The sequence below is a fragment of the Pseudomonas sp. Z2-11 genome, assembly GCF_054161305.1.
Genome location: NZ_CP096395.1, coordinates 1,508,344 through 1,526,115 on the forward strand (window position 1 = coordinate 1,508,344; position 17,772 = coordinate 1,526,115).

The following is a 17,772-nucleotide window of genomic DNA, read 5'->3' on the forward strand; positions in this document are numbered from 1 at the left end:
GTTAATCCTTTGATTGAGTTCAGTCACGTTCCAGCACCACCACGCGTTGCCCGGCGCGCACCGCTGAACCGGGCTGGACGCGCACTTCTCGGACCACGCCGGCGATGGGCGCAAGCACCGGGATTTCCATTTTCATGGACTCCAGAATCACCAGCACGTCACCCGCGGCGACCCGCGCACCCACCTCCACCTGGACCTGCCAGAGGTTGCCGGCGATGTGGCTGTCGACGCTCAGTTGGCCCTCGTCCAGCACTGAATCTTCGCTCGGCGCGGTTGCCGGTTCCTCGCTGTCGAAATGCGCCTGGCCACTGGCGATCCAGCGCTCGCGCTCGGCACGGAAGGCACCTTGCTGCTGCTCGCGGAACGCGTCGATGCTGTCCGCTTCCCGGGCCAGGAAGCGCTGGTAATCAGCGAGGTTGAGTTGGCTGTGTTCGATCGCCAGGTCGAAGCGGCCCAATGGGAAATCCCGACGGATGCGCAGCAGTTCATCGGCGCTGACCGGGTAGAAGCGGATCTGGTCGAAGAAGCGCAGCAGCCAGGGCTTGCCGTCAAATGCGGCGACGTCCCGATAACGATTCCACATCTGCAACGTGCGGCCGACGAACTGATAGCCGCCGGGGCCCTCCATGCCGTACACGCACAGATAGGCGCCGCCGATGCCCACCGAATTTTCCGCGGTCCAGGTGCGGGCCGGGTTGTATTTGGTGGTCACCAGCCGGTGCCGGGGGTCCAGCGGCGTGGCGACCGGCGCGCCGAGGTAGACATCGCCGAGGCCCATCACCAGATAGCTGGCATCGAACACCGTGCGTTGTACTTCGTCGAGGTTGGGCAGGTCGTTGATGCGCCGGATGAACTCCAGGTTGCTCGGGCACCAAGGCGCGTCCTTGCGTACGGTGGTCATGTACTTTTCGATCGCCAGCTGGCAGGCCGGATCGTCCCAGGACAGCGGCAGATGGACGATGCGCGACGGCACCTGCAAGTCTTGCGCGGCGCACACGGCGTCCCACTCGCCGGCGACGATGGCCAGCAGATCGGCCAGGGGTAATTGTTCGGGCTGGTAATGCACTTGCAGCGAGCGAATACCCGGCGTCAGGTCGATCACCCCTTGCAGGTGTTTTTGCTCCAGGGCCTGCATCAAGGCGTGGGCGCGAAAACGCAGCACCAGGTCCAGTTCGGGAGCGCCGATTTCAAGCAGCAGATGGGTGTCGCCGGACAGCCGCGCGACCAGGCGGGTGTCGTCCTGGCCGATGTCCAAAACCACAGGCGACATCAATGTCTGTGTAATTCCCAAACCTGTGGCGAGCGAGCTTGCTCGCGCTGGGTCGCGCAGCGGCCCCAAATTTTCAGCACCAGGAATATTGTCTGGCGAGCGCTGCGCACTCGAGCGGGAGCAAGCTCCCTCGCCACGGGGGAAATCCATTGCCAGTGAGCGGGCAGTCTTCAGGTCCACCGGCACAAACCGCACCTTGTCCCCCGCCTTGAGCTGTCCCAGTTGCCACAGGTCCGCCTCGATCACCGTCACGGGGCAGACGAAGCCACCCAGGCTCGGGCCGTCGGGGCCGAGGATGACCGGCATGTCGCCGGTGAAGTCCACCGCGCCGATGGCGTACGGGTTGTCATGGATATTGGACGGATGCAGGCCCGCTTCGCCGCCGTCGGCACGTACCCATTCCGGCTTCGGCCCGATCAGCCGCACGCCGGTTCGGCTGGAGTTGAAATGCACTTCCCACGCGGTGTCGAAGAACGTCTGGATGTAGCGCTCGGTGAAATATTCCGGCGCGCCGTGGGGACCGTAGATCACACGGATCTGCCGCACGGCTGGCAACACCAGGGGCGGCTCTTCGATCGACGGCATGACGACGTGCTCATCCAACGCAGCCAGGTGCAGCACGTCGCCGGTGCACAATGCTCGCCCGCCGTGGCCGCCGAACTGGCCGAGGGTGAAGGTGCTTTTGCTGCCCAGGTAATCCGGTACCTGCAAGCCGCCATGCACACACAGATAACTCCGCGCCCCGGCGCCAGTAATCGTGCCGATGGCGAGGGTGGACCTTGCACCGATCGACAGCGGGGTGTCCATCGGCACCGTTTCGCCGTCCAGCGTCAGGGCGATTTCTGCGCCGGTCACCGCCACTCGCGCAGCGCAGTTGAAGCGCAGCAGCGGCCCGCTCATGGTGATTTCCAAGGCCGCTGCACCTTCCTCGTTGCCCAGCAGGCGATTGCCCAGGCGCAACGAACGGCTGTCCATCGGTCCCGACGGCGGCACGCCCACCGCCCAATAACCGAGGCGACCGGGGTAATCCTGAACGCTGGTCTGAGTGCCGGGGCTGAGCACTTCGACGGTGTTGGCGCGGTAGGCCAGGGCCTCCAGGCAGCGGGTCCAGGGCTGGCCATCGGCGAAGGGCGCGTCGAGCAGGATCTGTTGCAGGTAGACACGGTTGGTTTCCACGCCATAGAGCAGGCTTTCGTCCAGCGCTTGATGCAGGCCCAGGCGTGCCTGCTCGCGGGTCGGCGCCCAGCGAATGACTTTGGCGATCATCGGATCGAAGTACGGCGGGATCTGGCAACCGGCCTCGACCCAGGTGTCGATGCGCAGTTCCTTGCCGTTGGCCTGCGCAAATTCCACAGCAGTAAGCAGCCCCGGGCTCGGCTGGAAATCCCGGCCTGGATCCTCGGCATACAGGCGCGCCTGGATCGCGTGGCCCTCGGCTTTCAACCCTTGGCTAAGCTCGCCCAGTGGCGGCAGTTCGCCGGCGGCCAATTGCACCATCCAGCGCACCAGGTCCACGCCCCACACCTGCTCGGTGACGCCATGCTCCACTTGCAGGCGTGTGTTCACTTCCAGGAAATAGAAGCGTCCTGCCTCGCTGTCATAGACAAACTCCACGGTGCCGGCGCTGCGGTAGTCGACCGCCCGGGCCAGCTTGATCGCGGCAGCGCAAAGCGCGTCGGCCATGCCCTCGGGCAGGTTGGGCGCCGGGGTTTCTTCGATGACTTTCTGGTTGCGCCGCTGCACCGAGCAGTCGCGCACGCCCAAGGCGATCACCTGGCCCTGGCCGTCGCCGAACACCTGAACCTCGAGATGTCGCGCCCGCTCGATATACTTCTCGATGAACACGCCAGCGTCGCTGAAATTGTTCTGCCCGAGGCGCTTGACCGCTTCGAAGGACTCGCTCAATTCAGCGGCGCTGCGGCATACGCGCATGCCGATTCCGCCGCCGCCCGCCGTGCTTTTCAGCATGACCGGGTAGCCGACCTGCGCCCCGGCCAGTAGCGCGGCATCCAGGCTGTCGAGCAGCTCCGTGCCTTCGAGCAGGGGCACGCCGTGCTGGCGAGCCAGGGCGCGTGCGGTGTGCTTGAGTCCGAACACTCGCAACTGCTCCGGTGTCGGGCCGATGAAGGCAATGTTGGCGGCCTCGCAAGCTTGTGCGAAAGCGGCGTTTTCCGAGAGAAAACCGTAGCCGGGATGGATCGCGGTCGCGCCGCTGTCCTGGGCGATAGCCAAGAGCTTGTCCACGGCCAGGTAGGTGCCCGCCGCCGCGCCTTGGCCCAGGCAGTGGGCTTCGTCGGCCTGGAGGATGTGCAGGCTGGCTTCGTCGGCCTGGGAGTAAACCGCGACGCCTTTGACGTCCAGCTCGCGCAGGGTCCGCAGGATGCGGCAGGCGATGGCGCCACGGTTGGCAATCAGGATTTTTTCGAACATGGCATTTACCCCTCAGGCCGCAATGTCAGCCTGAATCGGGATGCGGGCCGTCCCGCAGTTTTCGATGGCCGACGGGGTCGTCCCCGTGGGCGGATACCTTCGAACACCACACAACCTCTGTGGGAGCGAGCCTGCTCGCGAAAACGGTACATCAGCTGCATGAAGGCTGACTGATCCGACTCCTTCGCGAGCAGGCTCGCTCCCATAGGGAATCAGGGCGTTATTTGATGCATTGCCCCGACCGGCTCTGGCACAGCGCGAACAGCCAGCGGCGCAGGCGCATGAGTTTCAGTTCCATATCAGCAGCTCCGCAGGGGTAGGGTTGTAGGCGTTGCACGGGTTGTTCAGTTGCGGGCAGTTGGAAATCAATACGATCACATCGATCTCGGCCCGCAGGTCGACGTATTTGCCCGGCGCCGAGATCCCGTCTTCGAAAGTCAGGCCGCCGTCGGCGGTCACCGGCACGTTCATGAAGAAATTGATGTTCGGTCCGATGTCGCCCTTGCCCAGTCGACCGTCGTGGGCGCAGGCCCGAAGGTAATTGTCGCGGCAGCTGTGCATGTAGCGTTTTTCCAGGGCGTAGCGCACGGTGTTGCTTTCCTGCGCGCAGGCGCCGCCGAGGGTGTCGTGGCGCCCGCAGGTGTCCTCGACGATGGTCAGCATCGGGCGGCCAAGGTTGGAATACAGCACGCTGCCGGTGCTCAGGTAGACGCTGTTCTGCCGGCGCAGTGTGCGTTGCACGTCGTAGCGTTCCTTGGGGTTGGCCAAGCTGTAGAACAACGTATCGACCGCCTGGTTGCCTTCCAGGTCGAGGATGCGCAGGGTCTGGCCGGCCTTGACCTCGGTCAGCCAGGGTTCGCCGGCTGGAATCGTGGAACGATAGACGGCGGTCTCGGGTTGCTTGTGTGCAGTGGCGATGGCGAGTGACATGGCGACGATCCTCAGGCGAACAGGCGGTCGGTGTTGATGAAGCCGCGCTGGTTTTCCGGGCGCGATTGGCGGCAGTGTTCGGCGACGCTGGGGTTGGCGTTCATCCAGCTGAGTTTGAGCGGCTGCGGCGCGTATAGCGGGTTCGGGTCCATCGGGTGTTGCAGCGCGGTCAGCACCACCAGGGTGTCCATCGGTGTGTACAGCTCGATGTAGTCGCCGGGCTTGGAATTGCCCTCCACGAAGTGGAAATGGCCGGCCTCGTCGACATCGACCCGGCTGAACAGGTTGAGGGTCATCAGCAGGTCGGACAGACCCAACCCCCATTTGCCCAGTTCTACCAACAGGTTGTCGGTGCCGTTGCGGAAGAAGCCGTTGCGCAGTTCCTGGTAACGGCCCTGACCATACTTTTCAGCGACTTCCTCGGCGCAGAGCACGCCGCCAAAACTATCGCTCCAGCCACAGGTATCCGCAGTGATTGCCGCCAGTACCCGGCCCATGTCCGAGTACAGGCAATGACCGGCGGTGAGCTTGGCGGTGTGTTGGCATTTGAGACTGTCCGGCAGGTTCAGGCGCTCGGTTTTTTCGTTGGCATTGAGCAAGGTAAGGCTCACGTTGGCACCGCCACGCACATCGGTCAGGCGCAGCAGCTGGCCGCGCTTGAGGACGAACGAGCGATGGCCGCCACCGGGCAGCAATTCTTCGGCGAAGGGGGGAAACAGCTGGATCGAATCGGTCATGGAATTTCTCCTTTCAAGCGATACGCAACGTGCCGGCCAGTTCGGCGGGCAGGGCGTCGACGGCGGCACGGGCGGTGCGGCGGTCGCTGTTCAATGGGATGTCGTAGGTGATGCGTGCGCCATAGGCGCCGGGGGCATGGGGATCGACGCGAACCTTGTCGAACACCAGCAGGCGGGTGCCAAGGCTGAAACCTTCGGACAGGTCATGGGTCACCATGAACACGGTCAGCCGGGTTTCCCGCCAGAGCTCCAGCAGCAGGGCATGCATGTCTTTGCGAATGCCGGGGTCGAGGGCGCCGAAGGGTTCGTCCAGCAACAACACCCGCGGCTTCATGATCAGCGCCTGGGCGATGGCCAGCCGTTGCTGCATGCCGCCGGAGAGCTGCGCGGGGTATTTGTCCAGCGCGTGGCCGAGGCCGACTTTGTCCAGCAGTTGTGCGGCGTCTTCGCGGGCCTGGCGTTTGGCGCCGCCGAACAGACGCCCCAGCAGCGGCGAGCGCGGCAATTCCAGGCCGAGGGCGACGTTGTCCAGTACCGTCAGGTGCGGGAATACCGAGTAACGCTGGAACACCACTCCACGGCTGGCATCCGGCTCGCCCGCCAAAGGCTCGCCGTCCAGCAGGATCTGTCCGCGGCTGGCGCGTTCCTGGCCCAGCAGCAGCCGCAGGAAAGTCGACTTGCCGCAACCCGAGGCGCCCACCAGGGTGCAGAACTCACCCTCGGCAACGCTCAGGTTCAAGCGCTCGAGCACCACTTGATCGGCATACTGCTGCCAGACGTTGTTCACGGTAATGAAGCTCATGCCTTCGCCCCCTCGTACCAGGGAAATGCCCGGCGGGTCAGGCGCTTGAGGCCCCAATCCATCAGCCAGGCGAGCAGGGTGATCCACACCACGTAGGGCAGGATCACATCCATCGCCAGGTAACGACGCACGAGGAAAATCCGATAGCCCAGGCCATCGGTGGAAGCGATGGCTTCGGCAGCGATCAGGAACAGCCAGGCCGAACCCAGCATCAGCCGCAGGGAAATCAACAGGCGCGGCAGCAATTGCGGCAGCACCACGCGCAACATCAGGGTCCAGGTCGAGGCACCCAGCGTCTGGGCCTTGATCAACAGCTCAGGCGGAATTTCCCGGGCACGCTGCTCCAGGTCGCGAGCCAGGCAGGGGGTGATGCCGATGACGATCAGCATCACCTTGGACAACTCCCCCAGGCCGAAGACGATGAACAGGATCGGCAGGATCGCCAGTGGCGGCACCATCGACACCACGGTGAGTAGCGGCGACAACGGCGCGCCGAACAGCGGCAGCGTGCCGGCGGCGATGCCCAGGCACAGCCCGGCCAGGGCGCTGATGCCCAGGCCGATCGCCAACCGGCGCAGACTCGACGCGGTGTCCTGCCAGAGCAGGTAATCGCCGCTGCGAGCGTCGGCGGTAAAGGCCAGGCGTTTGACCGCATCGGCCATCTGCACAGCGCTGGGCAGCAGCTTGTCATTGGGGTTGTCCGTCAGCCGTTCCGCCGAGCCCATGAAGTAGGCAAACAGCACCAGCGCAAATGGCAGGATCACCAGCAACAAGCGGCTGGGGCGATCGGGGTAGCGGTTGATCAGGCGCATGCCAGTCCTCCGGTCCTACAACTTGGCGTCGGCGGCCAGTTGCACGTAGGTGGGGTCGAAGCGCAGCTTGAGGTTGGTTTTGTCGCCCAGGGTCACGCCATTGGCGAACGCCATGCCCACTGCGTCGGCATCCTTGGCGCCTTCACCCAGCAGACCGTGGCGGAACGAGAACTCGGCGACCTTGCGCAGGGTGGCGGGCAGTTGTTCGCTGGTGGCGAAGGCGAGGGCTTCCTTGGGGGTGGCGAACAGCTTGGTAGTGTCCAGTTGCGCCTGGAAACCTTTGAGATCAGTACCCGACGCCTTGGCCATGTGTTCCAGCGCGGCATTGGCGGCTGCGTTCCTGGCGTTCATCAGCGCCACCACTTCGAACCAGGCGCCGGTCAGTGCCTTGCCCAGGGCCGGGTTGTCTTTGAGGGTCTGAGTGTTGACCACCATCATGTCCATGATTTCGCCGGGAATCTGGCTGGAGTTGAATACTTCGCTGACACCCGGCTGGGCCTTGATGTCCGAGAGCATCGGGTTCCATGTCGTGACGGCCTTGACCTGGTCGGTGTTGAAGGCGGCAGAAATATCGGCGTCGGAGGTGTTGACGACTTTCAGGTCTTTCTCGGCGAGGCCGACCGAATCCAGGGCCCGAGCCAAGAGGTAGTGGGACACCGACAATTCCACCAGGTTGACGTCCATGCCCTTGAGGTCGGCGACTTTCTTGCCCTCGCCCTTGAGGACGATGCCGTCGTTGCCGTTGGAGAAGTCACTGACGATCAGTGCGGTGCTGTCCACGCCGCCGGCGGCGGGAATGGTCAGGGCGTCCATGTTGGTCATGGTGCAGCCATCGAACTGACCGGCGGTGTACTGGTTGATGGATTCGACGTAATCGTTGAGCTGCACGACATCGATGGTGATGCCGTATTTCTTCGCCCATTTGTCAACGATGCCCTGGCTGCCGGCGTATTCCCAGGGCATCCAGCCGGCATAGATGGTCCAGCAGACGCTGAAATGGTCCTTGGGCGCGGCGTGGGATGGGATGCTCGCGAGGGCCGCAAGCGCGGCGAGGAGCAGTGAGGACAGACGAAGCTTGAGCATGGTGGTTCTCCAGTTGATCAAGGGCGGACAGGAGCAACGCGGCACCGCGAACGGTGGCTTGTCTCCCGGGCTTTTGTCCCGCCGTGTAACCTCAACTGGAGGTCGCCAACTCTCGGACCAGCCACTCGCCAGAGGCGAGCCGGAACCCTAGTCAGCCATTGCAAATTGTGGTGCCGCGAACCTGTGATGACTCCTGCACAAGGTTCGTTAAAGCGAGAGCCGTGCCAAGTACGCGCAAGCCCCGGCCCAGAGCGACCGCATGCCAGGAAGGCGCGTACCTCAAACGGATTCATGCGTTGTTGTGGTGCCGTGGCGCACCGCAATGAAGCAAAAGGCTACATGTTTCGAGTTATTGCAACGTCGCACCAGATTCCGATTTCGCTGTCAGATTAATCGTCAGTCACCCAATAGATGACTGCCGCCCGTCAGCGTCGCTGATGTGGCCCATCCGCGGTCCAGGAGGCCGCCATGTATCGACGACTGCTGCTCATTGCGTTTCTCGGTTTGACTCTTTCGGCCTGCGTGCCTTACTCCGACGGAGGCTCCAGCTACTACCGTTCCGAGGTCTACACCTCACCGGCGCCGGTCTATTACAGCGGCGGTGGAAGTTACTACTCGGCACCGCGTGGCTATTACGCACCACCACGGTACTACCAGCCGGCGCCGCGTTATTACTCGGCTCCACGCTACTACCAGCATGGCCCACGCTATTACTCGCCACCGCGAGCGGCGTATCGCCCCTATCCGCATCGGGGCGGTTGGGACGGCCGGGACCGGGGCGGCTGGAATGACGACCGTCGCGGCCGGGGCGGACGTGAACGTGGGCATGATCATCGGGGACGTGGCCATGATGGACGTGGTCATGACGGACGGGGCGGTCACCGCTGACGGATCGGCAGCAAAAAGCGGCGCATTGAGCGCCGCTTTTTTTGTGCCTGCGTAAAGCTAACCCTCTAAACCCTGTGGGAGCGAGCCTGCTCGCGAAGGCGGTATCCCCGACACAGCATTACTGTCAGGGCCGACGCCATCGCGAGCAGGCTCGCTCCCACAAGGAGGCGGGTTTCACCAAAGGTATGCCCACCAAAAGCAGGTCCGTTACTCATTGGACAAATCCGCCAACGGATGCCGCCCCTCCCATACCTTATGGAAATGCGCCTCGACCGCCGCTTGCGGCACATGATTGATATCCGGCCAATGCCAGCGCGGCTTGTGGTCCTTGTCGATCAACCGCGCCCGCACGCCTTCGCTGAATTCCGGATGGCGGCAGCAGTTGAGGCTCAAGGTGTATTCCATGCGGAACACACCGGCCAATGACAAAGGGCGGGCGCGGCTGATCTGCTCCCAGACCAGGTGCGCCGTCAGCGGCGAGCCTTCGGTCATGGTCCTGGCTGCCCGGGCGATCAATGGGTCCGGATGATCCACCAGCAGGCTGAGGGCTTTCCAGGCGCAGCGCACGTCGCTGACATCCAGCCACTCATCGATTTGCTGCCGACGCGGCAACCATTGGGCTTCGGGTTGTTGCGGCAGTGCTTCTTGCTGTAGAGCCTTGAGCAGGCTGTTGAGCTGCATCTCGGTCTGTTCTTGCCAGTTAAGCTGCAACAAGCCTTCGATCAGGTCATCCTGCTGCTCATCGAGCAGAAAGCGATCGGCCAGGCCCAGGTCGATGGCATCCCTGGCGTTCATGTGGGCGCCGGTAAGGCCGAGGAACAGGCCAAGCTTGCCCGGCAGGCGCGACAGGAACCAACTGGCGCCGACGTCCGGATACAAGCCGATGCTGATTTCCGGCATCGCCAGTCGACTGCTCGGCGTGACGATTCGCGTGCTGGCGCCTTGCAGCAGGCCCATGCCGCCGCCGAGTACATAGCCATGCCCCCAGCAGATCAACGGTTTCGGATACGTGTGCAGATTGAAGTCCAACCGGTATTCGGCAGCGAAAAACTGCGCCGCCAGCGGCGGCACTTCGCCAGGGTGGGCGCGACACGCTTCGACCAGGCTGCGCACCTCGCCACCGGCGCAGAAGGCCTTGGCACCATTGCCGCGTAACAGCACACAGACAATCTGCGATTCCCGGGCCCAGGCGTCGAGGCGATCACGCAGGGCGTTGATCATCGGCAGGGAAAGGGCGTTCAAGGATTTTTCGGCATCCAGGGTGGCGACGCCCAGGCGCGCCCCGTTGATGCCGGTCAGTTCTTCGAAGTGCAGATTCATCGTGACCTCGATCGGAAAATTGAATGATCAGTATGACTGCTGTGGGGGAAAGTGCCGGATTGACGTCAGATCAATTGACAAGCCCTGTAGGCTTTCCTAGGGTGCGCCCATTGTTTCTACCGGGTGCAACCATGACCGCTGACGACCGTATCAAACTCGAACCCAGCTGGAAGCAGGCACTGCGTGCCGAGTTCGACCAGCCGTACATGGCGGAGTTGCGCGAGTTCCTGCGCAGTGAATACGCCGCCGGCAAGGAAATCTATCCGCCGGCCCCGCTGATTTTTAATGCACTCAATTCCACGCCGCTGGACAAGGTCAAGGTGGTGATCCTCGGCCAGGACCCGTACCACGGCCCTGGCCAGGCCCATGGCTTGTGCTTTTCGGTGCAGCCGGGCGTGCCGACGCCGCCGTCGCTGGTGAACATCTACAAGGAATTGAAGCGCGACCTGAACATCGATATCCCCAACCATGGCTATCTGCAGAGCTGGGCCGACCAGGGTGTGTTGTTGCTCAACACGACCTTGACCGTGGAGCGCGCCAATGCCAATGCCCACGCTAAAAAAGGCTGGCAGCACTTTACCGACAAGGTCATCGAAGTGGTCAGCGAACACCAGCCGCACCTGGTGTTCCTGCTGTGGGGCGCTCATGCCCAGAGCAAGCAGAAGCTGATCGATGCGACCAAGCATCTGGTGTTGACCTCGGTCCACCCGTCACCGCTGTCAGCCCATCGGGGCTTTATCGGCTGCGGGCATTTCAGCCGGACCAACAAGTTTCTCCAGCAGCATGGCGAGCAGCCGATCGATTGGCGGTTGCCGTCGGTTTAGTGGTCGGCAATAAGGGCCCCTTCGCGAGCAGGCTCGCTCCCACAGGGGTTTGAGGACAAACACAAATCCCATGTGGGAGCGAGCCTGCTCGCGAAGAGGGCAACCCCGGTCTACAAGTCCGGATCCGGCCTGCGAACCCAATACCTGAACAACGGCTCCGCCAGAAACAGCACGAACAGCAACCGCATCACCTGCAGCGCCGTCACCAACGGCACCGACAGTTGCAGGGTCTCCGCCGTCAGGCTCATTTCGGCGATGCCGCCGGGCATCATGCCCAGGGTCAGCGAGCGCAAGTCCAGGTGGGTCCAGGTGCTCAGGCCCAGGGCCGCAAGCGTGGCGATCAGCATGGTCAGCACCGTGCCAATCAAGGTACGACCCATGAACGACGGTGCGCGGCGGAAGAACTGCCGGTTGAAATGACAGCCCAGGCCGCTGCCGATCAGCCATTGGCCGATCTGGCTGCCGCCGTCGGGCAGGCCGATGTGCAGGTCCCAGCCGATGCTCACCGCCGCGCTGACCAACAAGGGCCCGAACAGCCATGGATTGGGTTGGCGCAAGCGCTCCCAGATCCAGGCGAGCAGGGCACCCGCCGGAAACAGAACCGCCAGCCACAACCAATCCACCGCCGTGGCGTGTTGCACCGGCGTGCCGTCACCGAGCAGATACTTGAAGGCAGCCGGCACGCACAACACCACCACCAGCACGCGCAGGCTCTGGCCCGCGGCAACATGGCTGAGCATCGCGCCATTGCGGGCGCCGAGGTTGACCATCTCGCCGGAACCGCCCGGCATGCTGGAGAAAAAGGCCGTGGCGCGGTCTTCGCCGGTGCGGCGCATCAGCCAGACACTCACGATGCTGGACACGCTGGTGATCAGCGCGCCGAAGAAGATCAGGCCGAAGTGGCTGAGGACCTGTTCCATCACCACCGGCGTGAAGTGCAGGCCGATACCGATGCCCACCACCCATTGGCCGCATTTGCGGCCGCCGGGGATTTCCATCAGTTGCCAGGGAGTGAGACAGCGCACCAGGATGATCGCCAACAGCGAGCCGACCATCCAGGGCAAGGGCCAGCCGATCAGGCTGGCCAGATAACCGCCGGCCAGACCGACCAGCGGTGTTCCCCACCATTGTCTGAAAGTTGTCGCCTCAGACATTGGCCAGGGCACGACGCTGGGCACTGCGACGACGCCAGATGCGCAGCAGCGGCAGGAACAACATGATTGCCGTCAGGACCCAGCAGCCGAAGGTGATCGGGCTGGACCAGAGGATTTCCAACGCGCCATTGGAAATCGACAATGCACGACGCAGGTTCTGCTCCATCAGACCGCCAAGGATGAAGCCCAGCAGCACGGGCGACAGCGGGAAATCCAGCTTGCGCAGGATGTAGCCGAAGATACCGATGCCGATCATCAGGAACAGGTCGAATGTGGTCGCGTGCACGGCGTAAACGCCGATCCCGGTGATGATCGCGATGACCGGCACCAGCGCCCAGTTCGGCACGGCCAGGATGCGGGTGAAGATACGGATCATCGGGATGTTGAGGATCACCAGCATGACGTTGGCGACAAACAACGAAGCGATCAGGCCCCACACGATGTCCGGCTGTTGCTGGAACAGCAGCGGGCCGGGCGTGATGTTATAGAGCGACAGCGCGCCGATCATCACCGCCGTGGTGCCCGAACCTGGGACGCCGAGGGTCAGCATTGGCACCAGCGCGCCGCAAGCCGCGCCGCCGATGGCGGTTTCCGGCGCCGCGAGGCCACGCTTGTCGCCCTGGCCGAACGTCCCACTGGCTCCAGCCATGCGTTTTTCGGTCATGTAGGCCACGGCACTGGCCAGGGTTGCGCCCGCGCCAGGCAATACGCCCATGATGAAACCGAGCACGCCGCAGCGGATGTTCACCCAGAACACCGAGGCCGCTTCCTTGAAGTTGAACATCATCCGCCCGGTGGCTTTCACCGCTTCCTGGCCGCGATGGGTTTTTTCCAGCAGCAACAGAATCTCGCTGATGGAGAACAGGCCCAGCACCAGCACGACGAACTGGATGCCATCGGTCAAATGGATGTTGTCACCCGTAAAACGGTACACGCCGCTGTTCGCATCGATGCCGACGCAAGACAGGAACAGCCCGATCAGCGCAGCGATGAAAGTCTTGAGCGGTCGGTCGCCGGCCATGCCGCCGAGGCAGACAATGGCAAACACCATCAGGACGAAATATTCCGCTGGTCCGAAGGCGATCGCCCATTTGGCCAGCAGTGGCGCAAACAACACCATACCGCAGGTGGCAATGAACGCGCCGATGAACGAACTCCACGCCGACAGCGACAACGCCACCCCGGCCAGGCCTTGGCGGGCCATCGGGTAGCCGTCCAGGGTGGTCATCACGGTGGAGGCTTCACCCGGGATGTTAAGCAGGATCGAGCTGATGCGTCCGCCGTATTCGCAACCCAGGTACACCGCCGCCAGCAGGATCAGCGCCGACTCCGGCGGCAGGCCCAGTGCAAAGGCAATCGGGATCAGCAGCGCCACGCCGTTGATCGGGCCCAGGCCCGGCAGCAGGCCGACCACGGTACCGATCAGCGTGCCGCTCAACGCGGTGACGAGGTTGTACGGCGTCAGCGCAACGCCAAAACCCTGGCCGAGATAATTCAGGGTATCCATATCAATTCTCCAGGACGCCGAGCAGGCCCAGGGGCAGCGGCACGTCCATCAGCTTGTCGAACAACAGATAAAGACCAATGGCCATGAGGCTGATGATCACCACGCTCGGCACCCAGCGGCCGCCGTACAGACGTGCCATCGGCACGCCGATCAGAATGCTGGCGAGGATGAATCCCAAGGGCTCGAAGGTCCCGGCGAATACCAGCAGCAGCGCCACGCAGATACCGATCTTCTGCAGGGTTTCACGGTCCAGGTGCGGATCGTCTTCGCTGTGCACGACGGGCGTGGGACGAAACAGCATGTACAGCAGCGCCAGCCCCATCAGCCCGAGTATCAGCAGGGGAAAGGCACGCGGGCCAACCGGTTCATAGGAAAAGGCAGCCTGATAGGGCCAGGCCATCAGTGCCAGGCCGATGCAGGCCAGCAGCAGCACCGCGGCAATAATACGTTGGATGACGAGCATGACTAACTCCTGGGCGGCGCCGACTGTGCCGGTGCCGCCGCGAGAACAGAGGCGATTACTGGATCAGGCCGAATTCTTTGGCCAGCATCTTGTAGTCGGCCACTTGCTTCTTCACGTAGGCGTCCAGCTCCGGACCGGTCATGGCGAACGGGAACAGTTCCCGTTGGTCGCGCAGCTTGGCGAACTCTTCGGAGGCCAGCAGCTTGTCAAAGGCGTTTTTCCACCATTCGTATTCTGCATCGGTGACCTTCGGGCCCAGGTAGAAGCCACGGACTACCGGCCAACGGATGTCGTAGCCTTGTTCCACGGCAGTCGGGATGTCTTTCATCTCCGGCTCGTCCAGGCGTTTATCAGAGAACACCGCCAGCAAACGCATGTCGCCGCTCTGGATGTGTGGCATGGAGTCGGAGATGTCGGTACTGCCCACCTGGATATGGCCACCCAGCAGGGCGGTCGCGATTTCGCCGCCGCCTTCAAGGGCCACGTAACGCAGTTTGCGCGGGTCGATACCGGCGGCCTTGGCAATCAAAGCGGTCTGCATCCAGTCCTGGCTGCCGACGGTACCGCCGGAACCGATCACCACCGAGCCCGGATCTTTCTTCAGGGCCTGTACCAAATCGTCGAGGTTTTTGTAGGGCGAATCGCTTTTCACGGCGATGGCGCCATAGCTGGTGCCGACGGCAGCGAGCCAGCGGACATTGGTTTCGTCAAAACGGCCAAATTTGCCTTGCGCCAGGTTCAGCAACGAACCGCTTGACCAGGCCACCAGCGTGCCGGCGTCGGCCGGGCGTTGTGCGACGACTGCGTTGTAGGCCACCGCGCCGACACCGCCGGGCATGTAAGTGACGCGCATCGGCTTGGTCAGCAGTTTTTCGTTGACCAGCGCGCTTTGCGCCAGTTTGCAGGTCAGGTCGAAACCGCCACCTGGAGCGGCAGGGGCGATGCACTCGGGGCGCTTCGGCTCTTTGGATGCATCGGCGGCGAGCGTTTGCCCGGCGAGCATCAGGCATCCGACGGCAAGGGCTACTTTACGCAGTGCTAGGTTCATTTTTGTCTCCACAGGAGTTGTTGTTTTGTGTTTCAAATCAGGCTTCGCAGCGCTGTACGGCGCAGACCCGCAAACGCGTTTCAAAGACGCGGCAGTTCGGTCTGCGCAGCGGCACAGGCAAGGGTAGTCTGGTTGGGGCAGGAATGGCGGGTGGGCGTTGAAGCCAGAAGCTGTGTGGACAGCATGATGAATACTCCGCTTATTGTTTTTATTCGGCGAAAACGCTTCGAGGCGTTTTTCGTTTCGCGATGTGTTTCGCGACCGGCAGTCGAAACTGTCCGTGGAGCGACTCTAGCGGCCCAACCTTTCGCTAACCTTTCAAAAGCTGTCAGGATGATTTTGAGCTTCACAGTGGCGGATGCGGCTGTAAACTCCGCGCCAAAGAATGGCCCCGACCATCCCTGAATCGAGGAAAATCCCATGCGTGTCCTGCTCGTCGAAGACCATCTGCAGCTCGCCGAAAGTGTCGCCCAGGCCCTCAAGAGCACAGGGTTGACGGTGGATGTGCTGCACGACGGGGTGGCCGCCGATCTGGCCTTGAGCAGCGAGGAATACGCGGTGGCGGTCCTTGATGTCGGGCTGCCGCGCATGGACGGCTTCGAGGTGCTGGCGCGCTTGCGGGCGCGGGGCAAGACGCTGCCGGTGCTGATGCTGACCGCTCGCAGCGACGTCAAGGATCGGGTCCATGGCCTGAACCTCGGTGCCGACGATTACCTGGCCAAACCTTTCGAACTCACCGAGCTTGAGGCGCGGGTGAAGGCACTGCTGCGCCGTAGCGTGCTGGGCGGCGAGCGGCAGCAGCGCTGTGGTGGGCTGGTCTATGACCTGGACACTCGGCGCTTTACCCTCGACGAGGAACTGATGACCCTGACCTCTCGCGAGCAGGCTGTCCTGGAAGCGTTGATCGCCCGGCCCGGGCGGGTGATGAGCAAAGAACAACTGGCAGCCCAGGTGTTCGGCCTGGATGAAGAGGCCAGCCCCGACGCCATCGAAATCTATGTCCATCGCCTGCGCAAGAAGCTCGACGGCCATGCGGTGGCAATCGTGACATTCCGCGGGCTGGGCTATCTGTTGGAAAACCGCGATGCATAAGCCCGACAGCCTGCGCTGGCGGCTACTTCGCAACCTCGCTTCGTTGCTCGTGGTACTGATGCTCGCCAGTGGCCTGAGCGCCTACTGGAATGGCCGTGAAGCCGCCGATACGGCCTACGACCGGACGCTGCTGGCGTCGGCCAGAACCATCGCCGCCGGTCTTTCGCAGCGCGACGGTACCCTCAGCGCGGACGTACCTTATGTCGCTCTGGACACCTTCGCCTATGACAGTGCCGGACGTATCTATTATCAAGTCAACGACATCCACCAGAAGCTGATCTCCGGCTACGAGAATCTTCCCGGGCCGCCGCCCGGTACGCCGCGCACCGACGATTACCCGGCGCTGGCACGTTTCTACAACGCCAGTTACCAAGGGCAGAATGTGCGCGTGGTAAGCCTGCTCAAGGCCGTGAGCGAACCCGAAATGAACGGCATGGCGGAAATCCGCGTGGCGGAAACCGAAGAAGCTCGGGTCAGCATGGCCCGCGGCTTGATGGCCGATACCTTGTTGCGGCTGGGCATGCTGGCGGTGGGCGCGCTGTTGCTGGTGTGGTTCGCGGTCAGCGCGGCGTTGCGCCCGCTGGAACGCTTGCGCACGGCGGTGGAGGAACGCCAGCCGGACGATCTGCGGCCGTTGCCGCTGGTGGAAGTCCAGCACGAATTGTGGCCGTTGGTACGTGCCCTCAATCATTTCACCGAACGGCTGCGCGGCCAGTTCGAACGCCAGGCGCAATTCATTGCCGATGCCGCCCATGAGCTGCGCACGCCACTCGCGGCGCTCAAGGCTCGTCTGGAGCTGGGCTTGCGCGCCAGCGAACCGTCGACCTGGCGCGAAACCCTGGAAACCGCCGCCCAAGGCACCGATCGCTTGACCCATCTGGCGAATCAACTGCTGTCGCTGGCGCGGGTGGAGAACGGCGCGCGGGCAATTGCCGAAGGCGGTGCACAGTTGCTCGACCTGAGCCAGCTCGCCCGAGAACTGGGCATGGCCATGGCGCCACTGGCCCATGCCCGTGGGGTTGCGTTGGCCCTGGAAGCCGATGAACCCGTCTGGTTACGGGGCGAGCCGACTTTGCTCAACGAGCTGTTGAGCAACCTGGTGGACAATGCCTTGGCCCATACTCCTTCGGGCGGTAACGTGATCCTGCGGGTCACCGCGCCGGCGGTACTGGAAGTCGAGGATGACGGCCCGGGCATTCCCGAGACTGAGCGGGAACGGGTATTCGAGCGCTTCTATCGGCGCAACCAGCAAGTGGCCGGCTCGGGATTGGGGTTGGCAATTGTCGGAGAAATCTGCCGTGCGCATCTGGCGCAGATCACCCTGCATGATGGGCAGGAGGGCGGGTTGAAGGTGCGAGTGAGTTTTGCTCCTGGCTCAGAATGAGCCCGAGCCGAATGCCACAGATTTTGAC

At 63.1% G+C, this 17,772-nt stretch carries 15 protein-coding genes and 1 riboswitch; of the genes, 4 read left to right on the forward strand and 11 right to left on the reverse strand.

Annotated elements, in window-relative coordinates; translation table 11 throughout:
• Positions 1-19: 19 nt before the first annotated feature.
• The 6 genes from uca to M1E16_RS06740 all read right to left on the reverse strand — a co-directional run bounded on the left by uca (position 20) and on the right by M1E16_RS06740 (position 8,064).
• Positions 20-3,700 (reverse strand): urea carboxylase, encoded by a 3,681-nt coding sequence (uca, locus tag M1E16_RS06715; RefSeq protein WP_458129502.1) that lies wholly within the window; start codon positions 3,698-3,700, stop codon positions 20-22.
• A gap of 288 nt (positions 3,701-3,988) precedes the next feature.
• A complete protein-coding gene (locus M1E16_RS06720; RefSeq protein WP_434625456.1) occupies positions 3,989-4,630 on the reverse strand; it encodes an urea amidolyase associated protein UAAP2 in 642 nt (213 codons plus the stop codon).
• Positions 4,631-4,641: 11 nt separating this feature from the next.
• Positions 4,642-5,367, reverse strand: coding sequence for an urea amidolyase associated protein UAAP1 (locus M1E16_RS06725; RefSeq protein ID WP_458129503.1), 726 nt, complete (start codon positions 5,365-5,367; stop codon positions 4,642-4,644).
• Positions 5,368-5,380: 13 nt separating this feature from the next.
• The gene (locus tag M1E16_RS06730) at positions 5,381-6,169 is read right to left on the reverse strand and encodes an ABC transporter ATP-binding protein (RefSeq protein ID WP_434625452.1); all 789 of its coding nucleotides are present in this window, start codon (positions 6,167-6,169) and stop codon (positions 5,381-5,383) included.
• Positions 6,166-6,981: an ABC transporter permease gene (locus tag M1E16_RS06735; protein ID WP_024616101.1), complete on the reverse strand. Its 816-nt coding sequence runs from the start codon at positions 6,979-6,981 to the stop codon at positions 6,166-6,168. Before M1E16_RS06735 ends, M1E16_RS06730 begins: the two co-directional genes overlap by 4 nt.
• Positions 6,982-6,996: 15 nt before the next feature.
• Positions 6,997-8,064, reverse strand: a complete 1,068-nt coding sequence (locus M1E16_RS06740) for a putative urea ABC transporter substrate-binding protein (protein ID WP_458129504.1) — start codon at positions 8,062-8,064, stop codon at positions 6,997-6,999.
• A 60-nt stretch (positions 8,065-8,124) separates the two neighbouring features.
• A riboswitch (guanidine-I (ykkC/yxkD leader) is annotated at positions 8,125-8,226 on the reverse strand.
• 306 nt (positions 8,227-8,532) lie between these two features.
• On the opposite strand from M1E16_RS06740, the gene M1E16_RS06745 reads away from it, so the two are divergent.
• Positions 8,533-8,952, forward strand: a complete 420-nt coding sequence (locus M1E16_RS06745) for a hypothetical protein (RefSeq protein ID WP_458129505.1) — start codon at positions 8,533-8,535, stop codon at positions 8,950-8,952.
• 207 nt (positions 8,953-9,159) lie between these two features.
• Here the strand turns inward: M1E16_RS06745 and M1E16_RS06750 are convergent, their stop codons facing one another.
• A complete protein-coding gene (locus M1E16_RS06750; RefSeq protein ID WP_434569501.1) occupies positions 9,160-10,272 on the reverse strand; it encodes an enoyl-CoA hydratase/isomerase family protein in 1,113 nt (370 codons plus the stop codon).
• 131 nt (positions 10,273-10,403) lie between these two features.
• Here M1E16_RS06750 and ung point away from each other — a divergent pair, with 131 nt between their 5' ends.
• A complete protein-coding gene (ung, locus tag M1E16_RS06755; RefSeq protein WP_434653366.1) occupies positions 10,404-11,096 on the forward strand; it encodes a uracil-DNA glycosylase in 693 nt (230 codons plus the stop codon).
• 110 nt (positions 11,097-11,206) lie between these two features.
• Here ung and M1E16_RS06760 read toward each other — a convergent pair whose 3' ends face one another.
• From M1E16_RS06760 to M1E16_RS06775, 4 genes are read right to left on the reverse strand one after another with little or no spacing between them, the layout of a single operon-like run.
• Complete coding sequence (locus M1E16_RS06760) at positions 11,207-12,250, reverse strand: AbrB family transcriptional regulator (RefSeq protein WP_434653364.1); 1,044 nt, start codon at positions 12,248-12,250, stop codon at positions 11,207-11,209.
• A complete protein-coding gene (locus tag M1E16_RS06765; RefSeq protein WP_434603045.1) occupies positions 12,243-13,757 on the reverse strand; it encodes a tripartite tricarboxylate transporter permease in 1,515 nt (504 codons plus the stop codon). The genes M1E16_RS06760 and M1E16_RS06765 overlap by 8 nt, the downstream gene beginning before the upstream one ends.
• 1 nt (position 13,758) lies before the next feature.
• Positions 13,759-14,220: a tripartite tricarboxylate transporter TctB family protein gene (locus M1E16_RS06770; RefSeq protein ID WP_305496223.1), complete on the reverse strand. Its 462-nt coding sequence runs from the start codon at positions 14,218-14,220 to the stop codon at positions 13,759-13,761.
• 55 nt (positions 14,221-14,275) lie between these two features.
• Entirely contained in the window at positions 14,276-15,268 is a 993-nt protein-coding gene (locus M1E16_RS06775) for a Bug family tripartite tricarboxylate transporter substrate binding protein (RefSeq protein WP_458129506.1), read from the reverse strand.
• A 420-nt stretch (positions 15,269-15,688) separates the two neighbouring features.
• Between M1E16_RS06775 and M1E16_RS06780 the strand changes: the two genes are divergently transcribed.
• Entirely contained in the window at positions 15,689-16,360 is a 672-nt protein-coding gene (locus M1E16_RS06780; protein WP_305496222.1) for a response regulator, read from the forward strand.
• Positions 16,353-17,744 (forward strand): sensor histidine kinase, encoded by a 1,392-nt coding sequence (locus tag M1E16_RS06785; RefSeq protein ID WP_434625444.1) that lies wholly within the window; start codon positions 16,353-16,355, stop codon positions 17,742-17,744. Before M1E16_RS06780 ends, M1E16_RS06785 begins: the two co-directional genes overlap by 8 nt.
• Positions 17,745-17,772 lie beyond the last annotated feature (28 nt).